The sequence below is a fragment of the Geobacillus subterraneus genome (genome assembly GCF_001618685.1).
GTDB lineage: Bacteria > Bacillota > Bacilli > Bacillales > Anoxybacillaceae > Geobacillus > Geobacillus subterraneus.
This window is the reverse complement of the sequence record NZ_CP014342.1, coordinates 2,512,968-2,538,001: the sequence shown is the minus strand read 5'-3', so window position 1 is coordinate 2,538,001 and position 25,034 is coordinate 2,512,968. Positions and strand designations below refer to the sequence as shown.

General features: G+C 49.5%; 23 protein-coding genes and 1 riboswitch. Of the genes, 11 read left to right on the top strand and 12 right to left on the bottom strand.

Annotated features, from left to right (window positions below; genetic code table 11):
• Nucleotides 1-248 precede the first annotated feature (248 nt).
• The 4 genes from hxlB to GS3922_RS12370 form a co-directional block, all read right to left on the bottom strand.
• Nucleotides 249-806: a 6-phospho-3-hexuloisomerase gene (hxlB, locus tag GS3922_RS12385; RefSeq protein WP_033010876.1), complete on the bottom strand. Its 558-nt coding sequence runs from the start codon at nucleotides 804-806 to the stop codon at nucleotides 249-251.
• 4 nt (nucleotides 807-810) lie between these two features.
• Nucleotides 811-1,446: a 3-hexulose-6-phosphate synthase gene (hxlA, locus tag GS3922_RS12380; protein WP_033010879.1), complete on the bottom strand. Its 636-nt coding sequence runs from the start codon at nucleotides 1,444-1,446 to the stop codon at nucleotides 811-813.
• A gap of 476 nt (nucleotides 1,447-1,922) precedes the next feature.
• Nucleotides 1,923-2,942 carry an alcohol dehydrogenase AdhP gene (adhP, locus tag GS3922_RS12375; RefSeq protein ID WP_063166599.1) on the bottom strand — a complete coding sequence of 340 codons (1,020 nt, stop codon included), beginning with the start codon at nucleotides 2,940-2,942 and terminating at the stop codon, nucleotides 1,923-1,925.
• Between the two features lie 503 nt (nucleotides 2,943-3,445).
• Nucleotides 3,446-4,309: an SDR family oxidoreductase gene (locus GS3922_RS12370; protein WP_033010560.1), complete on the bottom strand. Its 864-nt coding sequence runs from the start codon at nucleotides 4,307-4,309 to the stop codon at nucleotides 3,446-3,448.
• Nucleotides 4,310-4,387: 78 nt separating this feature from the next.
• On the opposite strand from GS3922_RS12370, the gene GS3922_RS17660 reads away from it, so the two are divergent.
• Nucleotides 4,388-4,531, top strand: a complete 144-nt coding sequence (locus GS3922_RS17660; RefSeq protein ID WP_156485826.1) for a hypothetical protein — start codon at nucleotides 4,388-4,390, stop codon at nucleotides 4,529-4,531.
• Nucleotides 4,532-4,579: 48 nt separating this feature from the next.
• Here GS3922_RS17660 and metH read toward each other — a convergent pair whose 3' ends face one another.
• Both metH and GS3922_RS12360 read right to left on the bottom strand, forming a co-directional pair.
• Nucleotides 4,580-7,990 (bottom strand): methionine synthase, encoded by a 3,411-nt coding sequence (gene metH, locus GS3922_RS12365; protein WP_063166598.1) that lies wholly within the window; start codon nucleotides 7,988-7,990, stop codon nucleotides 4,580-4,582.
• Nucleotides 7,983-9,830, bottom strand: coding sequence for a bifunctional homocysteine S-methyltransferase/methylenetetrahydrofolate reductase (locus GS3922_RS12360; protein ID WP_063166597.1), 1,848 nt, complete (start codon nucleotides 9,828-9,830; stop codon nucleotides 7,983-7,985). Before GS3922_RS12360 ends, metH begins: the two co-directional genes overlap by 8 nt.
• Before the next feature lie 69 nt (nucleotides 9,831-9,899).
• Nucleotides 9,900-10,002, bottom strand: a riboswitch (SAM riboswitch).
• A gap of 281 nt (nucleotides 10,003-10,283) precedes the next feature.
• On the opposite strand from GS3922_RS12360, the gene GS3922_RS12355 reads away from it, so the two are divergent.
• The 5 genes from GS3922_RS12355 to GS3922_RS12335 all read left to right on the top strand — a co-directional run bounded on the left by GS3922_RS12355 (nucleotide 10,284) and on the right by GS3922_RS12335 (nucleotide 14,774).
• A complete protein-coding gene (locus tag GS3922_RS12355) occupies nucleotides 10,284-11,342 on the top strand; it encodes an ABC transporter ATP-binding protein (RefSeq protein ID WP_023633937.1) in 1,059 nt (352 codons plus the stop codon).
• The gene (locus GS3922_RS12350; RefSeq protein ID WP_023633936.1) at nucleotides 11,339-12,148 is read left to right on the top strand and encodes an ABC transporter permease; all 810 of its coding nucleotides are present in this window, start codon (nucleotides 11,339-11,341) and stop codon (nucleotides 12,146-12,148) included. Before GS3922_RS12355 ends, GS3922_RS12350 begins: the two co-directional genes overlap by 4 nt.
• A complete protein-coding gene (locus GS3922_RS12345; RefSeq protein WP_011230228.1) occupies nucleotides 12,145-12,948 on the top strand; it encodes an ABC transporter permease in 804 nt (267 codons plus the stop codon). Before GS3922_RS12350 ends, GS3922_RS12345 begins: the two co-directional genes overlap by 4 nt.
• Nucleotides 12,949-14,022, top strand: a complete 1,074-nt coding sequence (locus tag GS3922_RS12340) for an ABC transporter substrate-binding protein (protein ID WP_063166596.1) — start codon at nucleotides 12,949-12,951, stop codon at nucleotides 14,020-14,022.
• A gap of 434 nt (nucleotides 14,023-14,456) precedes the next feature.
• Nucleotides 14,457-14,774, top strand: a complete 318-nt coding sequence (locus tag GS3922_RS12335; protein ID WP_089135005.1) for a hypothetical protein — start codon at nucleotides 14,457-14,459, stop codon at nucleotides 14,772-14,774.
• A gap of 124 nt (nucleotides 14,775-14,898) precedes the next feature.
• Here the strand turns inward: GS3922_RS12335 and GS3922_RS12330 are convergent, their stop codons facing one another.
• From GS3922_RS12330 to pdxR, 4 genes are all read right to left on the bottom strand, one after another.
• Nucleotides 14,899-15,402: a DUF1572 domain-containing protein gene (locus tag GS3922_RS12330; RefSeq protein ID WP_023633933.1), complete on the bottom strand. Its 504-nt coding sequence runs from the start codon at nucleotides 15,400-15,402 to the stop codon at nucleotides 14,899-14,901.
• A 360-nt stretch (nucleotides 15,403-15,762) separates the two neighbouring features.
• Nucleotides 15,763-16,542, bottom strand: a complete 780-nt coding sequence (locus GS3922_RS12325; protein ID WP_223812640.1) for an ABC transporter permease — start codon at nucleotides 16,540-16,542, stop codon at nucleotides 15,763-15,765.
• Nucleotides 16,543-16,546: 4 nt separating this feature from the next.
• A complete protein-coding gene (locus tag GS3922_RS12320) occupies nucleotides 16,547-17,272 on the bottom strand; it encodes an ABC transporter ATP-binding protein (protein WP_063166595.1) in 726 nt (241 codons plus the stop codon).
• 416 nt (nucleotides 17,273-17,688) lie between these two features.
• Nucleotides 17,689-19,068, bottom strand: a complete 1,380-nt coding sequence (gene pdxR / locus GS3922_RS12315) for a MocR-like pyridoxine biosynthesis transcription factor PdxR (RefSeq protein WP_063166594.1) — start codon at nucleotides 19,066-19,068, stop codon at nucleotides 17,689-17,691.
• 119 nt (nucleotides 19,069-19,187) lie between these two features.
• Here pdxR and GS3922_RS12310 point away from each other — a divergent pair, with 119 nt between their 5' ends.
• From GS3922_RS12310 to GS3922_RS12295, 4 genes are all read left to right on the top strand, one after another.
• Nucleotides 19,188-19,796 (top strand): FMN-binding negative transcriptional regulator, encoded by a 609-nt coding sequence (locus GS3922_RS12310; protein WP_063166593.1) that lies wholly within the window; start codon nucleotides 19,188-19,190, stop codon nucleotides 19,794-19,796.
• A gap of 29 nt (nucleotides 19,797-19,825) precedes the next feature.
• A complete protein-coding gene (locus tag GS3922_RS12305) occupies nucleotides 19,826-20,467 on the top strand; it encodes a LysE family translocator (RefSeq protein ID WP_014195068.1) in 642 nt (213 codons plus the stop codon).
• A gap of 19 nt (nucleotides 20,468-20,486) precedes the next feature.
• Nucleotides 20,487-21,197: a B3/B4 domain-containing protein gene (locus GS3922_RS12300; protein ID WP_063166592.1), complete on the top strand. Its 711-nt coding sequence runs from the start codon at nucleotides 20,487-20,489 to the stop codon at nucleotides 21,195-21,197.
• 282 nt (nucleotides 21,198-21,479) lie between these two features.
• A complete protein-coding gene (locus GS3922_RS12295) occupies nucleotides 21,480-22,535 on the top strand; it encodes an RNA-guided endonuclease TnpB family protein (protein WP_063166591.1) in 1,056 nt (351 codons plus the stop codon).
• A 312-nt stretch (nucleotides 22,536-22,847) separates the two neighbouring features.
• Here GS3922_RS12295 and GS3922_RS12290 read toward each other — a convergent pair whose 3' ends face one another.
• Both GS3922_RS12290 and GS3922_RS17355 read right to left on the bottom strand, forming a co-directional pair.
• On the bottom strand, nucleotides 22,848-23,339 hold the full coding sequence (locus GS3922_RS12290; protein WP_014195072.1) for a YajQ family cyclic di-GMP-binding protein: 492 nt from the start codon (nucleotides 23,337-23,339) through the stop codon (nucleotides 22,848-22,850).
• Nucleotides 23,340-23,540: 201 nt separating this feature from the next.
• A complete protein-coding gene (locus tag GS3922_RS17355; RefSeq protein ID WP_008879040.1) occupies nucleotides 23,541-23,672 on the bottom strand; it encodes a DUF3941 domain-containing protein in 132 nt (43 codons plus the stop codon).
• Nucleotides 23,673-23,906: 234 nt separating this feature from the next.
• Here GS3922_RS17355 and GS3922_RS12285 point away from each other — a divergent pair, with 234 nt between their 5' ends.
• On the top strand, nucleotides 23,907-25,001 hold the full coding sequence (locus GS3922_RS12285; RefSeq protein WP_011230246.1) for a Fic family protein: 1,095 nt from the start codon (nucleotides 23,907-23,909) through the stop codon (nucleotides 24,999-25,001).
• The last annotated feature ends 33 nt before the right edge of the window (nucleotides 25,002-25,034 follow it).

Genomic DNA, 25,034 nt, shown 5'->3' with positions numbered 1-25,034 from the left:
TATACGCAGAGAATGATGATGATCAAACTGTTGGAAATGGTTGATACTATATGATCACACATGGTTGGCATTGGCATGAATCCAATCTCCCGCTCAAAAATCAGTTCATAAAAAGACCGCAAAGCGTTTTTTAAGGAAAGCTCTGCGGTCTTTTCCCCTTTCCCCCGTGGTTTTTAAGTTGAAAATTCAGTTTGAATAGTTTAAAATTTTAAATGGTTTAAGATTGTCTGCGCAAGAGTCCTTATACTCTATTCCAGATTGGCATGTCTTTTAAACATGGTATTGGAGTCCAATCCTTTTTTCTCCATACATCTTAATATGATAGCATCATAGAATAGTAAGAGGGTTTGCTCAAATAGTGATCCCATCGGCTGTATGGTTTTGTATCCATTGTCTGATTGGTCTTTAGGTGAGCCAGGTAATTTGACCGTGATATCAGCTAATTGTCCAATGGTCGATTCAGGGGAAATGGTCACTAACGCTATTGTTGCACCTAATCTTTTGGCTTTTTCGGCCATGGAAACTAAACTTCTCGTTTCCCCTGAACCCGATCCGATGATCAAAATGTCATCTTGTTCTAGGTTAGGGGTTATGGTTTCGCCTACTACATAAGCGTCTAACCCCATGTGCATCATTCGCATCGCAAAAGATTTGGACATAAATCCAGATCTACCTGCGCCGGCTACAAAAATTTTCTTTGATTCGAGAATCGCATTTACCAATTTTTCAGCTTCTTCATCAGCGATGAAATCGACTGTCCGATTTAACTCTTTTATGATTTCACCTAAATATTGCGTAGTCTGCATAATTTCATTCACCTTGTTGGATCATTTTTTTCATTTCAGCAGCTACAGCTCGTTTATCTTCTTGACCAGTAATACCGCCACCTACAATGATAAGATCAGGTTTTGCTTTAATGACTTCAGGCAATGTGTTTAATTTAATGCCGCCTGCGATCGCAGTTTTTGCGTTTTTCACGACACGTTTGATTGTTGCAAGGTCTTCAAGAGAGTTTTTTCCGACTGCTTGAAGATCATAACCTGTGTGTACACAAATATAGTCGACTCCAAACTCATCTACTTCTTTCGCTCGTTCTTCTAAATTCTTCACCCCGATCATGTCCACCAAGATTTTTTTGCCTTGTTTTTTAGCTTCTTCCACGGCGCCTTTGATGGACAAATCTTCAGCAACTCCAAGTATAGTGATAATGTCAGCACCAGCTTCGGATGCTTTCATGACTTCATATGCGGCTGCATCCATGATTTTTAAGTCTGCCAATACTTTTAAGTGAGGGAATTCTTGTTTGATTTCCTTTACGGCTCTAAGACCTTCATTAATAATAACTGGAGTGCCGATTTCTACAATATCAACATACTCCTCGACCTCTTTTACCAGCTCTTTCGCTTCTGGAATGTTTACAAGATCCAATGCTAATTGTAATTCCATGAATTCTTCACCCCTCAAAAAATTTATTGTTGGTTGTATAAGTAGTAGTATTTTTTGTGTTTTTATCTCTTACACACTGATGAGTATACTATGTATGATTTATCTTTAGAAGTACGCACTTTATTTTTACATAGTGTCAAAAAATATACTATTGGTTATGATTTATACTCTTTTACTTTTTCATGTAACTTGGAAGAGAGTCTCCCGTTTCTAACCAAAACGAAAGCGAGAGAAGAATGCCGATGAGGCGGGATTTTACTTGAGTTGATGTAACCTTATTTGAAATGGCCAAAAATACATAAAAAAAGTAAGGGGATGGGGGAAGAGGATTGGACATGTTATCAATTGCGGTTGTATCTAACAAAAGAACAAGAACAGTTCATTATATAAAAAAGAGCTATCTCATCTTTAAGAGACAGCCCCAGAACGCCGAATGTAAAATTATATTAATTGTTGAAAAAAAGAGTTTTATTATTTTATTGATCTTCTAACGTTAAAACAACCCGTCCGTTAATTTCACCTTTTAGCATTCTGTCAAATACTTCATTAATTTTTTCAAGAGGTTGCATTTCAATAATGGTTTTTACTTTACCTTCCGCAGCGAATTGGAGAGCTTCTTGCAAGTCCTTCCGTGTACCGACAATAGAGCCAATAATTTTAATTCCGTTTAGTACGGTATCAAAAATTGGAATAGGCATTTCTTCCGGCGGCAATCCGACAAGAACGCACGTACCGCCTCTGCGAATAGAATTGTACGCAGATTTAAAGGCTGGTTTAGATACAGCTGTTACAACTGCCGCGTGAACTCCGCCAACTTTCTCTTTCATAAATTGCGTCGCATCTTCTTTCATAGGGTTTACAACAAGATCAGCGCCAAGCTCTTTTGCAAGTTTAAGTTTTTCATCGCCGATATCCACTGCAACGACATTAAGTCCCATCGCTTTAGCGTATTGAACGGCAACGTGCCCAAGGCCGCCGATACCGTAGATCGCTACCCATTCTCCAGGTTTTGTACCTGTTACTTTTAACGCTTTATAGGTAGTAACTCCGGCACAGAAAATTGGAGCAGCTTCTTCAAACGATAAGTTGTCAGGAATTTTGACCACATAGTCTGCCGCAGCTCTACAATATTCTGCATACCCCCCATCGACTGAGTAGCCAGCGTTTTCTTGGTGCTCGCATAATGTTTCTTGTCCGCTTAAACAATATTCACAATGTCCGCAAGCAGAATATAACCAAGGAATTCCAACGCGATCCCCCACTTTTAAATGGGTTACGCCCGGACCTACTTCTTCGATAATCCCAACTCCTTCATGTCCGGGGATTAAAGGGAGTTTTGGTTTTACTGGCCAATCACCGTGAGCGGCATGCAAGTCCGTATGGCATACACCGCATGCTTTAATGCGGACTAATACTTCTCCATATGAAATGGTTGGTTTTTTCACCTCTTTTATTTTTAATGGTTCCTTAAATTGTTCCACTACAGCAGCTTTCATAACTATTCCCCTCCCATGTGCTTTCCAACAGGAAATCCTTCGTAAATTATCATAAGAGATTTGGCTTTTTGCATAAAGCTACAGTACGACAAGTTCAAAAAGCTTTCGAAAATGTTTGTCTAAAATATTAATATTTAAATAAAGTATCAACAATAATGAAATAATATGTTATCTTCAATCGTTTAAAGTGTGTTTTAATAAACAGTATTTCATTAATGAGATTAAGAAGAAAAAAGGATGAAATTTATGAAGGAGACATCGACATGTTTCAAGGCTGCCGCCATCGGAATCATCGCCATACACAAAAAAACTTGCAACAAATTGTTGCAAGTCAAGGAAAGAGAGGGCACCTTTCGCATATGTGCAAAAGGTTGAGGAACTTGGATCAGAAGCAGCATGTATTTTTATCATAGCGGTTATATACCGGCAGCTCAACAAACATGTTAGAAAATATTACATAAAATTTACATGGTGCTGAAGAACGCTCCATTTTCCGCTGCTTTCTATCCATTGACAATCTTCCCGCCATTCACATGAATCATTTGCCCCGTAATATAGGATGCCTCCTCGCTGGCTAAAAAGACATAGCTTGGAGCGACTTCGCACGGTTGGCCGGGACGTTTCATCGGCGTGTTGGCGCCGAATGTGGCGACTTGCTCGCTTTTGAACGTCGACGGGATGAGCGGCGTCCAAATCGGGCCTGGGGCGACGCCGTTGACGCGAATGCCTTGGCCGACGAGCGCTTTGGCGAGCGACCGGGTGAAGGCGACGATCGCGCCTTTTGTCGCCGAGTAGTCGATGAGCTGCTCATTTCCTTCGTAGGCGGTGATCGAAGCGGTGTTAATAATCGCGCTTCCGCTTTTTAAGTGTGGGAGCGCCGCTTTCGTTAGGAAAAAGCAGCCGAATACGTTCGTGCGAAACGTTTTTTCCAGCTGCGCGGCAGTGATGTTGAGAAAATTCGGCTGCGGGTGCTGCTCGGCGGCGTTGTTGACGACGATGTCAAGCTTGCCGAACGCTTCGATCGTCTGTTTCACCGCCTCTTTGCAAAACGCTTCATCGCCAATGTCTCCCGCAATGGCCAGACACCGTCTTCCTTCCTGCTCGACGAGCCGTTTCGTTTCGTCGGCATCTTCATGTTCGTTGAGATAGAGAATCGCCACATCGGCCCCTTCTTTGGCGAAATGAACCGCGACCGCGCGGCCGATGCCGCTGTCGCCGCCGCTGATGATGGCGGTTTTGTTTTTGAGCTTGCCGCTTCCTTTATAACTATCTTTGATCGTGACCGGCTGCGGGTTCATCTCCGTTTGCAGGCCGGGCTGGCGCGTCTGGTGCTGCGGGGGCAGCGTTGTTTGTTGCTTTGTGACCATCGTGGTCCCTCCTTGACGGATATTGTCACCGTTAGTATGGGACGGAGGAGGAGAATTATGTGTGAAGAGGGAGGGATCATGAACAATGAAGAAGCCGTTGGTCATCGTTTTTCCGCCCACGTTTCCATCCGCATCGCGATTTTCCCAGAGCGCCAATCCCCCGTCTTTTTTTGCTGCAAAACGGGAAACGTTCCAATGGAGCGGCCGAGGGTTGGTGCGTAAAAAAGCAAACGAGCTGGTTCACATAGCCCAGCTCGTTTCTCATTTCGCTTATAACACATTGAAATACCGTGCCTCTGGATGGGCGAAGACGATCGCCGAAACTGATGCTTCGGGCTCCATCATGTAGCCGTCGGTGAGGCGGATGCCGATGTCTTCTGGATGAAGCAGGCGGAACAGCTTTTCTTGATCTTCCAAGTTCGGACAGGCCGGGTAGCCGAACGAGTAGCGCTGGCCTTGGTATTTGGCGGCGAAGCGCTCTTCCATCGTGAAATCCGGGTCGTCCGGGAAGCCCCAGCGGTCGCGCATAATTTGGTGGATGCGCTCGGCGAATCCTTCGGCAATCTCGAGCGCCAACGCTTGGATGGCATGGCTTTTCAAAAATTCGCCTTCGTCTTTCCACTGTTGGGCGAGTTCGCGGACGCCATGCCCGGCCGTGACGGCGAACAAGCCGACGTAATCCATTTCGCCGCTTTCTTTCGATTTCAAATAATCGGCGAGGCAAAGATGCGGCGCCCGCGGTTGGCGCGGGAAGTCGAATGTCTCGAGCACGGTTTTGTGATCAACCGGATCGTAAACGTAGACGCGGTTGCCGTCGCTTTGCGCCGGGAAGAAGCGGTAGACGCCGGCGGGTTGAATCCAGCCGCGTTCTTTCGCTTCGGCAACGAGTTCGTCGACGACCGCTTTTAACGCCAACGCTTTTTCGTCCCGTTCTTCAAGCAGCCGCTTCACTTTTCCTTTCAAGCCGAGGTGGTGGCCGAGCACCATTTGCCAGTTGACGTACGGCAACACATGGTCAAGCGGCACGTTTCGCAGCACGTGGCGCTCGAGGTCGGCCGGGATGTAGACGGGAACGTCGGTCGAGACGTTCGATTTGAACGCGGTGGCGACCGCCGTTGGCCGTGTCGGCTCGTTTTCGGTCGCTTCTTTTTTCTTGTAGTCAATTTCGCCTTGCTGGAGTTGGTTGGCGAGCGCGAGCCCGTCCATGGCGTCTTTCGCGTACAAGACGATGCCGTCGTATTCGGGTGCGATTTTGTTTTCGGTAAATTTGCGCGTCAAGGCGGCGCCGCCGACTAAAATGGGCGTTGAGATGCCGGCTTGCCGCAAATCTTGGGCGGTGACGACCATCTGTTGGGCCGATTTGACAAGCAAGCCCGACAACCCGATGATGTCGGGCTGATGTTCGCGCACCGCTTCAATGAGTTGCTGCGGAGCGACTTTAATGCCGAGGTCGATCACCTCGTAGCCGTTGTTGCTTAAAATGATGTCGACCAAGTTTTTGCCGATGTCATGGACATCGCCTTTGACGGTGGCGAGAATGACTTTTCCTTTTGTGCTTCCTTCTTTCTTTTCCATATACGGCTCTAAAAAGGCGACGGCCGCTTTCATCACTTCCGCGCTTTGCAATACTTCGGCGACGATGAGCTGGTTGTTGTTGAACAGCCGCCCGACTTCATCCATGCCGGCCATAAGCGGACCGTTGATGATCGACAGCGGATCGGAGTAGGTCTCAAGCGCCTTCTCTAAATCGGGAATGAGTCCGTCCTTCGACCCTTCAATGACGTAGCGGGCGAGCCGCTCTTCCAAGCTCAAGTTCTCCTCAGCCGGCTTGGCGGCGGTGATTTTGCTTCGGTAAAATTCGATAAAGGTGTTTAATGTTTCATCGCTCGTGTCAAACAAAAGCGCTTCGGCCATCCGCACTTCCTCTTCCGGAATCGAGGCGAACCGCTCAAGCTTCTCAGTGTTGACGATCGCATAATCGAGCCCAGCTTGCGTGCAATGGTACAAAAAGACGGAGTTGAGCACCTCGCGCCCGGCCGGCGGCAAGCCGAACGAGACGTTGCTGATGCCGAGCATCGTTAAACAATGAGGAAGCCGCTCTTTAATGAGGCGGATCCCTTCGATCGTTTCTTTCGCCGCGCCGATGTATTGCTCATCACCGGTGCCGACCGGGAAGACGAGCGGATCGAAAATGATGTCGCGCGCCGGCACCCCGTAGCGGTTAACGAGCAAGTCATACGAACGCAAGGCAATTTCCAGCTTCCGTTCGGCGGTGACCGCCATTCCTTGTTCATCGATCGTGCCGACGACGACAGCGGCGCCGTATTTGTGCAAGAGAGGAACGACTTTCGCAAACCGCTCCTCGCCGTCTTCCAAGTTGATCGAATTGATGATCGCTTTCCCTTGCGAGTAGGTGAGGGCGCGCTCGATGACGCGCTCGTCGGTTGAATCGATGACAAGCGGCACTTTCACTTTTTTCACGACTTCGCGGACGAACTGCTCCATGTCATGGAGTTCGTCGCGGTCTGGGTCGGCGAGGCAAATGTCGATGACATGGGCGCCGTTTTTCACTTGTGCGCGGGCGATTTCCGCCGCTTCTTCGTATTTCCCTTCGGCGATGAGGCGCTTGAATTTGCGCGAGCCGATGACGTTTGTCCGCTCGCCGACAAAGAGCGGGCGCATCGTTTCCTCATAAATGAGCGCCTCGATGCCGGAGACGGCGTGGACGTCAAACGAAGACGGGATCGCCCGCGGCGGGATGCCGCGCACCGCTTCGGCGATGGCGCGAATATGGTCCGGCGTCGTGCCGCAACACCCGCCGACGATGTTGATCCATCCCTTTTCGGCAAAGCGGCGGATTTTCTCTGCCAACATCTCCGGCGTTTCATGGTAGCGGCCTTCTTCATCCGGCAGCCCGGCGTTCGGATAGCAGCTGACCGCCGTATCCGCAAGCGAGGCGAGCGTCCGCAAATGGTCGGTCATAAACTCCGGGCCGGTCGCGCAGTTTAAGCCGACGGCGATCGGCTTCATATGGCGCACCGAGATGAAAAACGCATCGATCGCCTGGCCGGCGAGCGTCGTGCCCATCGGCTCGATCGTGCCGGAAATCATGAGCGGCACGCGGCGGCCGACCGCCTCAAACGCCTTGGAAATGCCGAGAAATCCAGCTTTTACGTTCAACGTATCTTGGCACGTCTCCAGCAACAGAAGATCGACGCCGCCCAACAGCAGCCCGCGCGCTTGTTCTTCATAGGCGGCGACGAGTTCCTCAAAGGTCGCGCCGCCTGTCACCGACAACGTCTTCGTCGTCGGCCCCATCGACCCGGCGACAAAGCGCGGCCAGTCGGGAGTTGAGAACGCCTCCGCCGCTTGTTTGGCGAGCTTGGCCGCTTCGATGTTCAACTCGAGCGCCAAATGCCCGAGGTTGTATTCATCGAGCACAATGCGCGTCGCCCCGAACGTGTTCGTTTCGATGATGTCAGCGCCCGCTTCCAAATACGCTTCGTGAATGCGGCGGATGACAGGCGGGGCGGTGAGGGTCAAATATTCGTTGCACCCTTCATACGCCTCGCCGCCAAAATCGGCGGCTGATAGGTTGGCGCTTTGGATCATCGTCCCCATCGCGCCGTCAATGACGAGAATTTTTCGCTGCAGCTGCTGTTCTAAGGTGATGTTAGCCATGAACAACCTTCCTTTCTTTGGCGGCCGCTTCTTTTTCATGGATGTAGCGGACGAGCTCGACTGTCATGTCATAGCGCAAAAACGGCGTGATCAAATAAATGCCGTTAAACAAATCAAACGCCGCGTCAATGAGCGATTTGGCGATGGCAATTCCTTCGCGCGCCGCTTCTACTGGGTCGCTGCCGCAGGCGGCCATGCGGGCGCGAATCTCGTCCGACAGGGTGATCCCCGGCACTTCATGGTGCAAAAACTCGGCGTTGCGCGCGCTTACCAGCGGCATAATGCCAATGTAGATCGGCGTGGCGAGATGTTTCGTTGCTTCATATATTTGCAAGATTTTTTCTTCCGAGTAAACCGGTTGGGTCAAGAAATAGTGAGCGCCGCATTGAATTTTTTTCTCCATTCGCTCGACCGCTTTATCCAAATGGCGGACGTTCGGATTGAAGGCCGCACCGATCGAGAAGTTCGTTTTTTGCCCGAGCGGTTTGCCCGAGTACGATAATCCCTCGTTGAATTGGCTGATCAAGCGGATGAGATCGAATGACGACACATCATACACGGACGTCGCTCCCGGGAAATCGCCGATTTTCGACGGGTCGCCGGTAATGGCGAGCACGTCGGTGATGCCGAGCGTATGCAACCCCATCAAATGCGACTGCAGGCCGATCAAGTTGCGGTCGCGGCACGTAATATGCACGAGCGGGCGGACGCCGAGCCGCTCTTTCACGATCGTGGCGACGGCGGCGTTGCTGATGCGCGGCGTGGCAAGTGAGTTGTCAGCTAACGTCAGCGCGTCGATGCCGGCGTCATGGAGCGCTTTCGCCCCAGCGAGAAACTTGTCAATGCCGAGTTGCTTCGGCGGATCGAGTTCGACAATGACCGAGCGGCGCGTGCGGGCGAGCTCGGGAAGCGGAGTCGGCGCGGGCCGATCGGCTTGCACCGATACAGATGCCGTGCGCCGCTTCACCGTTTTTTCCGTCACCGGCGTCCGGTCGGCGAGCGCCTTTGCCATTGCCTCAATATGTTTCGGCGTCGTGCCGCAGCACCCGCCGATCAAGCGCACCCCTTGATCGCGGAACGCTTTGGCCGCCTCTTCAAAATATTCCGCGTTCGTTTCATAGACAAGCCGGCCGTCGCGGTAATCCGGGAGGCTCGCGTTCGGATACGCCGACAAAAATGCGCGATTGGGCAGGGGCACTTCCTCAAGCGACTGAATCATATAGTGCGGACCAAGCCGGCAGTTGAGCCCGACAACATCGGCCCCGAGCGCCTCCAGGCGGCTAAGGGCGTCCGCGAGCGGCGTGCCGTCTTGCAAAACGCCGACTTCATGGAGCGACACATGGGCGATAATCGGCAAGTCCGTCTCTTTGCGCGCGATGGCAAGCACCGTCTCCAACTCTTCCAAATCGTAATACGTCTCCAGCAGCACACCATCAACCCCTTCGGCAAGCAGCACAAACAGCTGCTCGCGAAACGTCCGCTTCACTTCGTCAAGCGGTACGACGCTTTTGTTCAATGTGCGCAGCCCTCCGATCGTTCCGAGCACGTACGCCCCCCCATTGGCTGCTTGCTTCGCCAGTCTTACAGCGGCGCGATTGATCGCCGGCACCTCGTCTTGCAAGCCGTAGCGCGCGAGTTTCACATAGTTGGCGCCGTATGTATTCGTCTGAATGACATCGGCGCCCGCCGCGATATACGCTTCATGAATATGAATGATTTCGTCTGGATTCGATAGATTCAATTCTTCAAAACAACGGTCGACGCCATGCGAATATAACAGCGTCCCCATCGCTCCGTCGGCGATGAGAATGCGTTGTTTCAACTCATCGAGCAGCCCCACGTTTGATTCCCCCATTTCGTTGTAGTAAAAGAAAAAAGCCTTCTAAGAAGAAGACTTTTCATTCGCTTCTTCTTATCTTCCAGGCTGTTGCCTGTCTGGATTTAGCACCTTGGCCGCGGGCCAGGTTGCTGAGGGTTCACCGGGCCAGTCCCTCCCCCTCTCTTGATAAGAATGTCCGTATGCGGTTGTTTATTTCGTCTTGACTATTACTATATAATTTAATGTATTTTTTGAAATTATTCAATACGGTGAAGCAAGGAAATTTGAAAAAACGATCAATGAGACAGCGGCTTTCCGCATTGCGGGCAAAATTGGAAGCTGTTCTGCGGAATAGTCAGCCGCTTTTTGTTTTTTAGTCGCCGACATGGCGGAAAGCATATTTTTCCGTTGCACTTTCTACTCTCCTATGTTCTAATTAGGAATAGTGAACATCAAGAAGATGGGGGGCTGAAAGTGAACGGAGAAATCATCCGCTTCGAGCGAGTGACGAAGGAATACGACGGCGCAGCCGTACTGGATGATGTCAGTTTTGCGATGGAGCGCGGGAAGTTTTATACGCTGCTTGGACCATCGGGTTGTGGGAAGACAACGATTTTGCGGCTGATTGCCGGGTTTATCGAGCCGACGGAAGGAACGATTTATTTCCACGGAAAGCCGATTCAAAACGTCCCGCCGAACAAACGGCAAGTCAACACTGTTTTTCAAGACTATGCATTGTTCCCTCATCTCGATGTGTTTGAAAACGTTGCGTTTGGTTTGCGCGTGAAAAAGATGAAAGAAACCGACATTCGCGAGAAAGTGAGGGAAGCGCTTCGGTTTGTCAACTTAGACGGCTATGAGCGCCGCCGCATTCAAGAAATGTCAGGCGGCCAGCGTCAGCGCGTCGCCATTGCCCGGGCGATTGTCAATGAACCTGAGGTGCTGCTCTTGGATGAACCGCTGTCAGCCTTGGATTTGAAACTGCGCACGGAAATGCAGTATGAACTTCGTGAATTGCAGCGCCGATTGGGCATTACGTTTATTTTTGTCACGCATGATCAAGAAGAAGCGCTGGCGATGTCCGATTACATTTTTGTTCTGAATAAAGGGAAAATTCAGCAGTTTGGGACGCCGAAAGACATTTACGACGAGCCTGTCAATCGATTCGTCGCCGATTTCATTGGCGAATCGAACATTTTGTCAGGGCGCATGATCGACGATTTCCTCGTCGAATTTGCCGGCAAACAGTTTGCGTGTGTTGACCGCGGCTTCGCGCCAAACGAACCGGTCGATGTCGTCATCCGCCCGGAAGATTTGGAGCTCGCGGCGCCGGAAGACGGGCAGATCGTCATCCGCGTCGATTCGCTCTTATTCCGCGGTGTCCATTATGAAATTTGCGGCTATGACGAAAACGGCAACGAATGGCTTGTCCATTCGACGAAAAAGGCCGAAGTCGGGGAAACGGTCGGCCTTCGTTTTGAACCGGAAGCGATTCACGTCATGCGACTCGAAAAGGAGGATGAGGACGCATGACGGAACGGGCGTGGCGGAACTGGTATTTAATCCCTTATGGCATTTGGCTTGTGCTGTTTGTCGTGGCCCCGATTGTCTTTTTGGTGTATGAATCGTTTTTGGATCTTGACGGCCATTGGACGTTGTCCAACTACAAATCCGTGTGGACGCCCATTTATTTGAAAATGATGGCGTATTCGTTTTGGTATGCGTTTTTAATCACGCTTGTGTCGCTGCTCATCGGCTATCCGACCGCCTATTGGCTGACGAAGACGCGGCACAAGCAGCTATGGCTGTTGTTGCTTATTTTGCCGATGTGGGTGAATTTGCTGCTGAAGGTGTATGCGTTTTTAGGGCTGTTCGGCACGTACGGGCTGGCCAACGCTTTGTTGAAAGCGCTGGGCGTCGGGCCGCGGCAGCTGTTGTTCACCGATTTCAGTTTTGTCTTTGTGTCGGTGTACATTTTTATTCCGTTTATGGTGCTGCCGATTTTCAACGCGCTGGAGGAGCTGCCGCCATCGCTTGTCGATGCCGCCCGCGATTTGGGCGCTTCGGCTTGGACGACGTTCCGCCGCGTCGTCTTTCCGCTCACGCTTGGCGGAGTGAAGGCCGGCTGCCAAGCGGTATTCATCCCGGCGCTGTCGCTGTTTATGATTACACGCCTTGTCGCTGGCAACCGCGTCATTACGCTCGGCACCGCCATTGAGCAGCATTTTCTTGTCACCCAAAACTGGGGGATGGGGGCGACGATCGCTGTTGTGTTAATGATCGCCATGGCGGTCATCGTCATCCTGACAGGAAGCGGAAGAAAAGAGGGAAGCCGATGAAACGGATGCAGGCGTGGGGACGTGTGTACTTGTTAGTCGTGTTTGCCGTGATGTATATGCCGATTGTGTATTTGATGTATTATTCTTTCAACAGCGGCGGGGCGATGCACGATTTTCAATCGTTCACGCTCAAGTGGTACCGCGACGTGCTGTCCGACGACCGCTTGCTCATCATCGTTTTGAATACAATCGTCGTTGCGCTGCTGTCGGCGGCGGTTGCGACGATACTTGGGGTCATCGGAGCGCTCGCCGTTTACTATGTCAAGCGGCAGCGAACGAAAAACGCTCTTCTCGCCCTCAACAACGTGCTGATCGTCAGCCCCGATGTCATCATCGGCGCTTCGTTTTTGCTGCTGTTTACAATCGCTGGCATCAAGCTCGGCTTTACGTCCGTGCTGTTGTCTCATATCGCGTTCAGCGTGCCGATTGTCGTGTTGATGGTGCTGCCGAAACTGGAAGAAATGAGCCCGACGCTGATTGATGCGGCTAGAGATTTAGGAGCCAGTCATTGGCAAGTGCTGTCCGGTGTGGTGCTGCCGTTTTTGGCTCCGAGCATATGGGCGGGCTTTTTCATGGCGCTCACGTATTCGCTCGATGACTTTGCCGTGACCTTTTTTGTCACGGGAAATGGGTTCTCGACGCTGTCCGTGGAAATTTATTCGCGGGCGCGCCAAGGCATTTCCTTGTCGATCAACGCATTGTCGACGCTTCTGTTTTTATTTACCATGTTGCTCGTTATCGGCTATTACGTGCTTAGCCAAAAAGGCGGCCGCTTGTACGGGATAGGGGGGCGAAAGTAGGTGAGACGGCTTGTCCAAGGATTTGCGGCCGTGTTTATCGCCGCGTTCGTCCTGATGTTTGTCACTCATCGGCTGAACGAAGCGGAAGGGTACGGCGGAGGCAAAACGGTGACGGTCTACAACTGGGGCGATTACATTGACCCCGCGCTCATTCGCGAATTTGAAAAAGAGACAGGGTGGAAAGTGATTTACCAAACGTTTGATTCCAATGAGGCGATGATGGCGAAAATCGCCCAAGGCGGGGCAACGTTTGACGTCGCCGTTCCATCCGATTACGCCATCAGCAAAATGATCGAAGAAAAGCTGCTTCTGCCGCTTGATTACCGAAAGCTTCCCAATTTGCAATATATCGAGCCGCGGTTTCTCAACTTGCCGTTTGATCCGCACAACCGGTATTCCGTGCCGTATTTTTGGGGGACGGTCGGCATCGTCTACAACCGCGAGATGCTTGGCGGCAAGACCATCACAAGCTGGAACGACTTATGGGATCCAAGCTTGCGCAATCAAATTTTGCTTGTCGACGGGGCGCGCGAAGTGATGGGGATGGCGTTAAACAGCCTCGGCTATTCGCTCAATGATACGAACAAAGCCCACTTGCAAGAAGCCAAGCGGAAGCTCGATCGGCTCATGCCGAACGTGAAGGCGATTGTCGGCGATGAAATCAAGCTGCTGCTTGCCAATGAAGAAGCAGCCATCGGCGTCGTCTGGTCGGGCGATGCGGCCGAAATCATCGCGGAAAACGACAAGCTCGACTATGTCGTGCCGAAAGAAGGCTCCAACTTATGGTTTGACAACATGGTCATTCCGAAAACAGCGAAAAACATCGAAGGAGCGCACGCGTTCATCAACTTTATGCTCGACCCAAAACACGCGGCGCAAAACGCCGAGTATGTCGGCTATTCGACGCCGAATAAAAAGGCGCTTGCCTATTTGCCAAAAGACATCGCGGGCGATCGGCGCTTTTACCCCGATTTGGATTCAGCTGGGCATCTCGAAGTGTACGAAAACTTAGGGAAACACATGCTCGCCTACTACAACGAACTGTTTTTGCAGTTTAAGATGCAGCAAAAGTAACCATATAGATGCAACGAAATCGTTTCACATATCCTTGACGGAAAAAGTGGCTTATCCATTTTTGACTGTCGAAGGCAAGCCACAGGCTTGCCTCCGTCACGCTTTAGCGTGACGGAAGACCGAACAACGACTCGCTTCACAGACCCATTCATGGGTCTGGAAGCGGCGTTGTTCGGTCACTCGACAGTCGGATGCAATGACCGGTAAAAACGAAAAGTGTTAAAGCTTTACATTGCATCTATACAATCAGAGCAGGCGCCGCCCTCTGCAATAGGGAGATGGGCGCCTGCTTGGCGTTTGCGTAAAGGGTTGCGCCGCTTCCCTAGCGCGCGGGAACGAAGAAGCCCATGGGCGGCTTCACATACAAGAAGGGATCGGACGCAGGGAAGAAGAATAGGAAGACATGATATGATGAAAAAGAGGAGGTGGGAACGTTGCCCAATCATTTGCCTATGGAGGAAAATGTGATGGATATGCTCATCGGCGGCTTTTCGGTTGTGATGTTGATCGCGGTTGCGACAATCGTTTTTCTTTGGCGAAGGAATCGAGAGGGGCGGGCGTTTCTGTGGATATTGGCCCATTTCTTGTTGCTGTCTCTGGCTGTTTCATTTGCGCTGAAGGCGATTTCCTTTGATCTTACCCATGTGCAGGCATCCGAAGAAATCTCCCTCCTTCTTGGCAAGGCGGGGTTGGCATGGGGAGTGGGGATGGTTTGTTTGTTGGTCGGTATTGTGAAACTTTCCAGACGATGACTGCGATCCCGATAGGTATGATTGGGAAGGAACAACAAACAACAAAAAGAAGCCATCCACCTTTATCGGCTGACGGTTCCGAGGGGCGGATGGCGTTTGCATGATCATTCGAATAAGGAGTTGCCTATGTTGTTTTTCGATTTCTTGGTATGGTCAATGTTTTCCAGTTGTTTGCGTTCAGCTGTTTCGCGATATAGACGATTTGCCCGATATGATACGAATAATGGTACATTTGCCGCTCAATGGCTTCGATGACGGAATGGGGTTCGCCGCGGATCGTGACCGTCCGCAACAAATCCGTTTCTTGCAGTTCGTTCAGCGTCTGAAAGAAAGCAGACCACCCCTTTTCCCAGCAAGCCATGACTTCTTTGCGCGTATGGAAGTCGTTGATAAACTCATCATCGCGGTTTCGGTCCGGTTTTTCCCCATCCGACGACAAAAAGTCTGTCCAGCGCGACACCATATTTCCGCTCATATGTTTGACAATGATGGCGATGCTGTTGGCCTCCTCATGAAAGCAATGGAACAGCTGTTCCTCCGAACATTGGTCCATAGCCCGTTCGGCGGTCTTTTTCATGTCAACAAAGCGTGCGCGCACCACTCGCAAATATTCTTGGCCGATGTTCATTCACACACCTCCGTCAAAGAAATGCCATCTCTTTTATTCGCCGTCGATGCTGTGATTTCTTTCTATGTGACGGCAAAAAGCAAAAAAAGCAACGCCTTGGGCGGACATGACTATGGGTCATGTTTTCGAAGCAGGCGAGTGAATAATCAGATCATAGCGGCACTCTTCGTTGCCTGTGTTCATAAATTGATGTTCGCAGGCGGCGTTGTAATAAAGAGAGTCCCCTTCGTGCAAGACGTCCGTGTTATGAAACCTCCTTTGCTTTCCTTGATTGTCGAAGATGCATTCGGCATGGTCGCGAAAACATCCTCTCGATTTTCGCCGAAAGGGTGCGAAATGTGAGGGATAACGTCCGCTCTTTTATACGTAGCTTCCGATTTTTCCGTTTTTTCTCGCCCAATGCCATTGTTGCTTCAAGACCAATGAGCCCATGGCCAGCCATAATAGCGAGATGCCGAGAGCAGGAAAGAATACGGGCCATCCTTCATTCACTCCTTGCACGGCCCAAGAAAGGGGAGAAAAGTAGTTGAGAATATGAAAGGCTGTCGGCAATAAATTTGAAGATAGAAAAAAACCTGAGAAGATTAATAAATAATAAAGCAGCACCTCGGTAACGGCTCCGACTTGTTTTAAGCGAAGGGACAGTCCTAAAATGAACACACCGATTCCCGTCATCCCGATTAGGCTTACGCCGCCAAATACGACGATCTCCGTTATCATGGATAATATTCCCGAGAGAATTTCGGAAAATCCAATCATCAAAGCCGCACAGATGAAAAAGAGCACTACCCACACGGATGATAATGCGATTTCCGCGATCACTACGCCCATTAAAACTTGCCATGGGGGAGTCTTGGTGGAAAGTACCTGCTCTGCCGTGCCGAGATACGCTTCCTCGATCACCGTGTTGCCGAGCTTTGAGATCAAATGAGCGCTTAAGTACCAAAGGCTGAAACCGAACAGTTTGAGCGTCGCTTCCTTTCCGGTTTGTATCGGGCTTGCGTACAGCGTACCGAGAAAAAAGACAAATTTAATGATAAGGCCAACGGTAAAATCGAACCAATACCGACGATACTCTGCCCTTTTTTTCAAAAAGGAAGCCAATACTACATTCAAGATTTGCAGGGGCAACCGACTCACCTCCTTAGACGGATAGGTTGGAACGAATAGCGGCCAAAAAATGAGCTTCAAGGTCGGCTGGAGTTGAAAAATGTTCTTTCGTGCCGCTCCAAACGATTTTTCCGCCTTGAATAAAGACAAACTTATTTCCAACGGCGTGGGCAAAAGGAATGTCGTGGGTGGTGATGAGAACGGCTTTCCACCATTGGTTTTCTTCCGTTAACATGGTTCGGATATGATGTTGCGACTCAACATCAAGGCCAAGAGTTGGCTCATCAAGGAACAAAAACGGCGCTCCTTTCATTAAGGCGATCGCAAATGCCAGTTTTTGTTTCATCCCACGTGAAAGGGTTTGGGTAAGACGCTCAGCGTATGGGGTTAGATTCAACACGGCCATCATTCGTTCGGCTCTTCGTTTTGCTTCAGCACGACTCCATTTGTTCAGCAAGCCGAAGTATAAGAGATTTTCCAAAACAGTTAAATAAGAATAGGAGTTGTCAGCTTCTTCAAATACGACCGCAATCGACTCGCGCGCTTCATCTGGATGGCGGACAACATCTACTCCATTGACATAGATGCTGCCGCTGTCTGGTGCAGTAAGCCCGATGATGCATCTTATTAAAGTAGTTTTTCCGGCTCCATTCGGCCCTAAAAGAATAAGTCGATCCCCTTCAACCAGTTCAAGGGAAACATTATGTAATACTTGGCGGTTTGGCGGATAGATTTTGTTTACGTCTTGCACGGCAATCATTTTTTTCTACCCTTTCCATTTAATAAGCTAGGGTGGTCTTGAAAAATCTTGAGGACCACCCGAAAGGATTATTACCAACTCGCTGGGACTTGAGACGGAGCATGTTTTAGTATGTCGTCACTTGTTGGAATAGGAGGGACCACAGTAAGAGAACCATGTCCTTCCAGTCGATAGAAAAGCTCTGTAGAAATACTGGTGGAAAGTTCAATAGCTATATCAATTTTGCACCACATATTAAATGGTCTATGATTTTTTCCACCCATATTCTCTTTCCCCTTTAGTGTATTATACAAAAAAAACAAAAAAATGTAAATATTTAAAATTAACGTGACATTAGAAACCGATCAAAAATACACGCCAAGACAGGGATTCCGTGAGCTTGTGTAAAAAGAGGGGCGTTTTCCGTGAAGTCGTCGTCAACACCATGCTTTTTTGAGCAGTTTTACTCCAAGATCAATATCCTCGAGCGACAAGCCGCTAAAACCGAGCTTGATCATGGGTCGGTCTGGCCGTTGGTTCACAAAATAGCGCGAAGTGGGATACACTTTTACCCCACACGATAGGGCGCGTTGAAGTAGCTGTTCTTCTGAACAATCGGAATGAACTTTGATTAACACGTATAAACCGGACTGTTCGCCAATAATGGAGATCATATCCCCAAATGCTTTTCGCAGTAGTGATGTTAAATGCTCCATTTTTCGTTTGTACACGAGGCGCATGCGTTTAATATGGCGGCCCCATTCCCCCTCCTCCATAAATTTGGCCATCGCCAATTGGCTGAGGATGGACGCAGTGCTTTCGAAAAGGCGAAACTGCTGCTGATAACGGTACAAAAGCGACGGCGGCAACACCATGTAGCTTAAGCGAATCCCAGGCAGAAACGATTTTGAGAAATTGCCCAGATAAATGACTTTTGTGGAATCAATGGAAGCAAGAGCAGGAAACGGCTTTTGCGTGTAACGGAATTCGCTGTCGTAATCGTCCTCGATAATATAGCCATCGACGTTGTTCACCCATTGAATGAGCCTGTGCCGTTGCTGGATCGGCATGCTGACTCCCATCGGGCTTTGATGTGAAGGGGTGACATAGATGAGCCGCGATCGCCTGTTCTCGAGCGGTGAAAGATCGATGCCGGTTTCGGAAACAGGCACCGTTTCCAGCTGAAAGCGGTGAAACAAAAACGCTTCTCTGGCGCCGTCATAACCAGGGTCTTCGACGATCACGCTGTTGAATTCATCTTTTAGAATATAGCCAAGGGAGAGAAGCATTTGCTGCGTGCTGCTTCCGATGATGATGGCGTTTGGCTCTGTGATCACCCCGCGGGATTCGAGAAGGTAGATGGCGATTTGCTTGCGCAAGCATAATTCCCCAAACGGATCCCCATAGCGGAAACATCCTTTGGCCGTCAATACTTGATTGGAAATTCTTCTCCATGCTTTAACGGGAAAATGATCGGCATCGACGGTATCGGCGCGAAAATCGACAACAACGGACGTTGCTGCTTCCCTTGCCGATTGGCGTGCAGAAATGCGGGCTTTTGGAATGAAAAGAGGTTCCACTTCATTGGCAAAATACCCTTTTCGTTTTTCCGCGCGAATATATCCTTCCGCTACCAGCTGTTCGTAAGCCATTAAAGTTGTGTTCCGGCTGACATTCAATGATTCGGCGAGTTGGCGAATGGAAGGTAGCGGCTCATTGGCTTGAATGTCGCCTTGTTCAATCAATGATTTCAATTTTTCGTAGATTTGCTTGTATTTAGGCGAGCCGTCCTTCAAGTCAAAAATGATCGTCTTCATGTTCATCCTCCTGACATGTTTATTTTTTTGTTATTGTCACTTTTTTTATGTCAGTTTTGATTATATTATACATTGTGAAGAATGGAATGCTGTAATTGAAAAGATGGGGGAGAGGACTGATGTATATTCCGAAGCATTTTGCCATCAACGATATGTCTGTCGTCTATGAGGTGATCGAGGAGAACAGTTTTGCCACCTTGGTGTCGATGCATCAAGGGGAGCTGTTTGCTACCCATTTGCCGCTGTTGCTCGATCGGGAGAAAACGTGTTTGTACGGCCATTTTGCCCGTTCTAATCCGCAATGGAACGACATTCAACGTCAGACGGTCTTGGCGATTTTCCACGGTCCGCATTGTTATATTTCTCCTTCCTGGTATGAAACGAACCAAGCAGTGCCGACATGGAATTATGTGGTCGTCCATGTGTATGGCAATGTGGAGCTTATCCATGATGAAGGGGAAATCATGCGGTCGCTACACGATATGGTAGAAAAGTACGAAGCGCCGGACAGCCGTTACCAGCTGTCAGAGGTCGATGCCGGGATGCTGTCCGGCATGAACAAAGGAATTCAAGCCTTCAAAATCATCATCAAGCGAATCGAGGGAAAAGCCAAGTTAAGCCAAAATCATCCTGCATACCGACAAGAACGGATCATCAAGCAACTCGAGCAAATGCCATTTGAAAACGAAAAGCGAATCGCTTCCCTGATGAAAAAGCAACAGCAGTGAAATAGAAAATGAAGGAGTGAGATGTGAGGATGGGGCTTTCGACGATCGGTGTGTTTATAGTGGCAGCCGCGGCACTGCTCATCGTCCCCGGACCGGCGGTATTGTACATTGTGTCTAGAAGCATCGGTCAAGGAACGAAAGCAGGAGTTGTAGCGGTGTTTGGCGTGGCATTGGGTGGCGCTGTCCATGTTGTCCTTGGAGCCGTGGGCGTTTCCGCGATTTTGATGACATCGGCGGCTGCCTTTACGATGATCAAATATTTAGGAGCCGTTTATCTTATCTATTTGGGGGGCAAAACGTTATTTTTTGCTTCCACCAAGGATGAGGAAATCCCGAACACGAAGGCCAAGGAGAAAACATTGGCGCAAGTGTTTTACGAATCTCTATTTGTCGAAGTGACCAATCCAAAAACAGCGCTCTTTTTTCTCGCCTTTTTTCCGCAATTTATCTCGCCTTCTGCTGGATTGGTGGCTGGTCAATTTTTGCTTTTAGGGGCGATATTTGTTGTTCTCGCCTTGCTAAATGACAGCTTGTACGCCATGTTGGCCGCGGGCATCCGCAAACGGCTGGCTGCCAAGAAGGGAAGCATGAAGGTGATGAACCGGGTGGCGGGCTGTTGCTATATCTTGTTAGGACTATTCTCCGCCTTGGCGAGCCCTTCAAAACCGTAAGAGAATGGAGGAGTGGATGATGACACGTTTTGTTGTTGAAGACGATGTTTGGGCCATATTTCCCCACGCCAAAATCGGTGTGGTCGTTGCCCAAGGGATTGACAACGGCATCAAGAATGCCAGCGTTTACGAACAAATGCTGCGAGAGGCGGAGAAAGAGGCGCGGAAATTCCTGGAGTTTGAAGAATTGAGCCGCAACCCCGTCATCGTTGTTTGGCGAGAGGCGTTTCGGCGATTCAAAACGAAAAAAGGGGCGCGTTGTTCGGTTGAAGCGCTGCTGAAACGAGTGAAAAACGGTCAGCACATCCGAACGATCAACCCGCTTGTGGATATTTATAATTCTGTTTCATTGCGTTACGGGCTTCCATGCGGAGGGGAGGATATCGACACGTTTGTCGGCGACATCCGGCTGGCGCTGGCGGATGGTCATGAACCGTTCATCCCGTTGGGAGGCGAGGAAAACGACCCGCCGTATGAAGGAGAAATCGTGTATAAAGATGACGTGGGCGCCATATGCCGCTGCTGGAATTGGCGGGAAGCCCAACGAACGATGCTCACCGAACAGACGAAGCACGCCTTCCTTTGCATCGAATCGATTGATGAAACAAGGAATGAGGTTCTTTACCAAGCGCTGGAAGAATTGGCTTCCTCCATACGCCGTCATCTCGGGGGCACAGTGAAGACGCACATCGTGGATATTCACCATCCAGAAATATTGATAACGGATTAAGGACCATTTTATCCGTTTTGCTTTAATTGCTGCGGCGCTTGGCCGCTCCGGTGGGGAAGGAGAAGCGATGCGACTCGCCGAGCCGATTGTCGACATGGCACTCGCCTTCATTGTGTTTGGTGTGCTCGTTGGGCGGTGGTTAGCATGTAGAGGCCGCCTGCTTACAGACCTGCGAGCGAGAAAGCCCACTCCTTTAGGGGTGGGATGAAAGCGAGCCGTTTTCTTATATTGAATGATGATGAAAAAAACGGTATCATGTAATCGTCGCAAGGAGGTGAATCCATGCCGACGATCACACTAAGGCTGGAACTGCACAACCCAACGAAAGTCAAACAGGACATGTATGAACGGATGACAGAAGTGAATACCGCGTTTGCGAATTGGCTGTTGGATCATCCCGAGCTGAATCAAGCGACGAGCAAAATTTTTAAAGCGTTTTCGTCGCAGCGGTTTCCTTCCGCTGTCGTGAATCAGACGATTCGAGAAGTGAAGTCCCAAAAGAAAAACCAGAAAACAAAGAAGTTTCGAACATTATGGTGTTGCTTTAACAATCAAAACGTGAAGGTGGAAAAGAAAGGAGCGTTCTACACGGTTTCCTTCCCCACACTGGAGAAGCGAATTGGCGTGCCGGTCGTCACGCGCCCCTATCAAGAAGCATGGCTGAATCGGCTGCTCGATGGAACCGCTAAACAAGGGGCCGCCAAGCTCTACAAAAAGAGAAAGAAATGGTACTTGGCGATCGCGATCACCTTTGACGTGAAGCCGCGGCACGAAACAAAGGTGATGGGCGTTGACGTTGGGCTTCGCTATATCGCTGTGGCCAGCGTGGGAACGAAATCGTGGTTTTTCAAAGGGAACCAATGCGCCTTTGTACGCCGACGATATGCGGCTTTGCGAAGGAGATTAGGAAAAGCCAAGAAGCTCCATATGATTCGCAAAATCGGCCGTAAAGAGTCCCGCTGGATGAAGGATCAAAATCACAAAATCAGCCGTCAAATCGTGAATTTTGCGCTCGCCAACGGTGTTGGCGTGATTCGGATGGAAGCGTTGACGGGGATTCGCAAGCGGGCAAAATCGGCCAAAGAAGCGGGGCGAAGCCTCCATGCTTGGGCGTTCCACCAACTGCAAACGATGATTGCCTACAAGGCGGAAATGGCGGGCATTCGTGTTGAGTGGGTGAATCCAACCTACACGAGCCAAACGTGTAAATGTGGACATCGGGAAAAGGGAAATCGCAATGGCATCCACTTTCAGTGTAAAAAATGCGGATACACCCTCCACGCCGACTTGAATGGCGCGATCAACATCGCCAAAGCGATTTCGGGCTTGAGCGCCTAGCGCACTGGTCACAGGTGCGCCGCCCATGGGGGTACATCCTAACCCGATGGGATGGGGTGATGACACACCCCTGAACTTGGGCGTTGTCCGAACCAGAAATGGATGAGGACGCAAACGACCCAAGAATCCCACGCCTTTAGGTGTGCGGAGTGTCAATTCAGTCCCTGATATCATGCGCTCGCTTTTCCCAAAAAATGAGCTGTTTTTTTCTTGCTATAAGAATTATAGGGAGCTTGCCAGCTGGCTTCTCCTTCAAATTTTCTATCGTTCTGCTTGTAAAACAAAAAGCGGATGGAGGCTTGCCTCATCCGCTTATCGATAATTCACAAACTGCACGTCAATCGGCAAATCGGCTTCGCGAATGGCGGCGATCACCTTTTGCAAGTCGTCTTTGCTTTTGCCGCTGACGCGAATTTGGTCATCTTGCACTTGGCTTTTCACTTTCAAGCCGGTGTTTTTGATGATCGTGGTGATTTTTTTCGCGTTTTCTTTGTCGATCCCTTGGACAAGCTTGGCGCGCTGGCGCACCGTGCCGCCTGATGCCGGCTCGATTTTGCCGTATTGGATGTTTTTCGTCGCCACCCCGCGCTTAATGAGCTTGCCGATGAGCACATCTTTCAGCTGCTCAAGCTTAAACTCGTCGTCGGAGATGAGAACGAGCTCGTCTTTCTCGAGCGAAATGTCGCTTTTGCTTCCTTTGAAGTCGTAGCGTGTTTTGATTTCTTTCATGGCGATGTTAATCGCGTTCGCCACTTCCGACAAATCGACTTTGGATACGATATCGAACGAACTTTCTTTTGACATACGTGACCTCCCGGGCGTGTGATGTACTTTCATTATAGAAAAAGGTGGGAGGAAAGACAACAATGATCAAAGGGGCAAGAAGGTTAGTTTCGTCCTTTATCCGGAAGAGGCCGGCATGTAGCACCATGCTGAAAGCGGGACTTGATGCAGGGGAACAATGTGAAAAAGGCGGTGTTTCGGCCGCCTTTTTTGTCATTTTGCTCACAAATGATCCGTCTTCTTCGAATACGCGAACTTCCCGGCTTCGCGGTTTTTCTCGCGCATCATGTTTTTCTCATGGCGCTTCGCTTGGTTGTCGCGCGCTTTTTTGTCGTTGTCGCTCGTGTTTGGCATCGGTAGCCCTCCCTTGTTTTGATCGTCCATCATTAGTATGCGGTAAATGGAAATGAACTATATGGAAATAGGGGAAGGTAGTTTGTGGAAAGATAAATTGAGAATTTTTCTTAACAAATGGTTCGCTTCAGAGTATAATTAAGTACAAAAATAGAGATAAATGTTTGTAATAGGGTAGATATAGGTGTTTAACGATCATTTTTTATCTAAAATGTTCGTAAAGGGGAATGAAAAATGAAACGAAAACCGTTTGTCCCCTTCAAGCTTCCTCTTAGCGAAGATGTCGTGAATCAAATGCGTTTTCTTCGCGAATTGATCGAAGCGAATAAGGCGATGGTGGAGTATCAAACGATGCTGCGGCATTCAAAGCTACATCCGCGATTTCTGCTCAGGCCGATCATGCTGAAGGAGGCGGTGCAGTCGACGAAAATTGAAGGGACACAAGTGACATTGGATGAAGTGATGGAGACTGAAGCACAAAGCAGAAAAGCGAACAGCGATGTGCGAGAAGCATTAAACTATTATGAAGCATTAGTGGCAGGGATGGATGCGCTGAAAGAGATCCCCATTTCGACTCGGTTGTTTAAGCAGTTGCATCGAATTTTGTTGTCAAACGATGTACGCGGATCCCATCGGTCGCCAGGGGAATTCCGAAGGGTGCAAAATTTCCTCGGTCCGGAAGGATGCACGATTGAAACAGCCGCTTACATTCCTCCGGAGCCGCATCTTGTCAATGAGTATATGTCAAATTTAGAGAAATACATTCATGAACCGAACGATGATTATGATGAATTAGTGAGAGTAGCCATAATTCATGCGCAGTTCGAAACGATTCATCCGTTTCTTGACGGAAACGGTCGGATTGGAAGAATTTTGATTCCACTCTATTTGTATAGTAAGGGTGTCATCGATTACCCGAACTTTTTTGTCAGCGATGTGCTTGAACGGGATAAGCACAAGTATTACCGCTATTTGAATGATACCCGCTACAAAGGCGACTGGACGCAATGGATTCAGTTTTTCTTGCAATGCGTCCATTTACAAGCGAAACAAAATGTTCGATTGATTCAAAAAGTAAACGATTTGTATGAAGAAGATTTGGAAAAGGCAAGTGCGCTTGTGAACAGCCATAATATTCGAACCGTTGTCAATGTCATGTTCCAGCACCCGATTTTTACCGCGAACATGATGGCGGAGTTGACCGGTTTGCCGGAAGCAACGGTTCGGCGCTATTTGAATCGGTTTGAGGAACAGCAACTCATTTTCTCGGATGGCCGGATGCGGTCCAAAACGTACTACTACTACAACCTTCTTGATCAACTTCGGTGATGAGGACAGGCGCCTGTGTTGTGCAGGCGCCCG

What these genes read in the sequence shown, in the direction of transcription:
- hxlB (WP_033010876.1), bottom strand. Translation starts at nt 806, where the DNA reads ATGCAGACTACGCAATATTTAGGTGAAATCATAAAAGAGTTAAATCGG.
- hxlA (WP_033010879.1), bottom strand. Translation starts at nt 1,446, where the DNA reads ATGGAATTACAATTAGCATTGGATCTTGTAAACATTCCAGAAGCGAAA.
- adhP (WP_063166599.1), bottom strand. Translation starts at nt 2,942, where the DNA reads ATGAAAGCTGCTGTAGTGGAACAATTTAAGGAACCATTAAAAATAAAA.
- GS3922_RS12370 (WP_033010560.1), bottom strand. Translation starts at nt 4,309, where the DNA reads ATGGTCACAAAGCAACAAACAACGCTGCCCCCGCAGCACCAGACGCGC.
- GS3922_RS17660 (WP_156485826.1), top strand. Translation starts at nt 4,388, where the DNA reads ATGAACAATGAAGAAGCCGTTGGTCATCGTTTTTCCGCCCACGTTTCC.
- metH (WP_063166598.1), bottom strand. Translation starts at nt 7,990, where the DNA reads ATGGCTAACATCACCTTAGAACAGCAGCTGCAGCGAAAAATTCTCGTC.
- GS3922_RS12350 (WP_023633936.1), top strand. Translation starts at nt 11,339, where the DNA reads ATGACGGAACGGGCGTGGCGGAACTGGTATTTAATCCCTTATGGCATT.
- GS3922_RS12345 (WP_011230228.1), top strand. Translation starts at nt 12,145, where the DNA reads ATGAAACGGATGCAGGCGTGGGGACGTGTGTACTTGTTAGTCGTGTTT.
- GS3922_RS12330 (WP_023633933.1), bottom strand. Translation starts at nt 15,402, where the DNA reads ATGAACATCGGCCAAGAATATTTGCGAGTGGTGCGCGCACGCTTTGTT.
- GS3922_RS12320 (WP_063166595.1), bottom strand. Translation starts at nt 17,272, where the DNA reads ATGATTGCCGTGCAAGACGTAAACAAAATCTATCCGCCAAACCGCCAA.
- pdxR (WP_063166594.1), bottom strand. Translation starts at nt 19,068, where the DNA reads ATGAAGACGATCATTTTTGACTTGAAGGACGGCTCGCCTAAATACAAG.
- GS3922_RS12310 (WP_063166593.1), top strand. Translation starts at nt 19,188, where the DNA reads ATGTATATTCCGAAGCATTTTGCCATCAACGATATGTCTGTCGTCTAT.
- GS3922_RS12305 (WP_014195068.1), top strand. Translation starts at nt 19,826, where the DNA reads ATGGGGCTTTCGACGATCGGTGTGTTTATAGTGGCAGCCGCGGCACTG.
- GS3922_RS12300 (WP_063166592.1), top strand. Translation starts at nt 20,487, where the DNA reads ATGACACGTTTTGTTGTTGAAGACGATGTTTGGGCCATATTTCCCCAC.
- GS3922_RS12295 (WP_063166591.1), top strand. Translation starts at nt 21,480, where the DNA reads ATGCCGACGATCACACTAAGGCTGGAACTGCACAACCCAACGAAAGTC.
- GS3922_RS12290 (WP_014195072.1), bottom strand. Translation starts at nt 23,339, where the DNA reads ATGTCAAAAGAAAGTTCGTTCGATATCGTATCCAAAGTCGATTTGTCG.
- GS3922_RS17355 (WP_008879040.1), bottom strand. Translation starts at nt 23,672, where the DNA reads ATGCCAAACACGAGCGACAACGACAAAAAAGCGCGCGACAACCAAGCG.
- GS3922_RS12285 (WP_011230246.1), top strand. Translation starts at nt 23,907, where the DNA reads ATGAAACGAAAACCGTTTGTCCCCTTCAAGCTTCCTCTTAGCGAAGAT.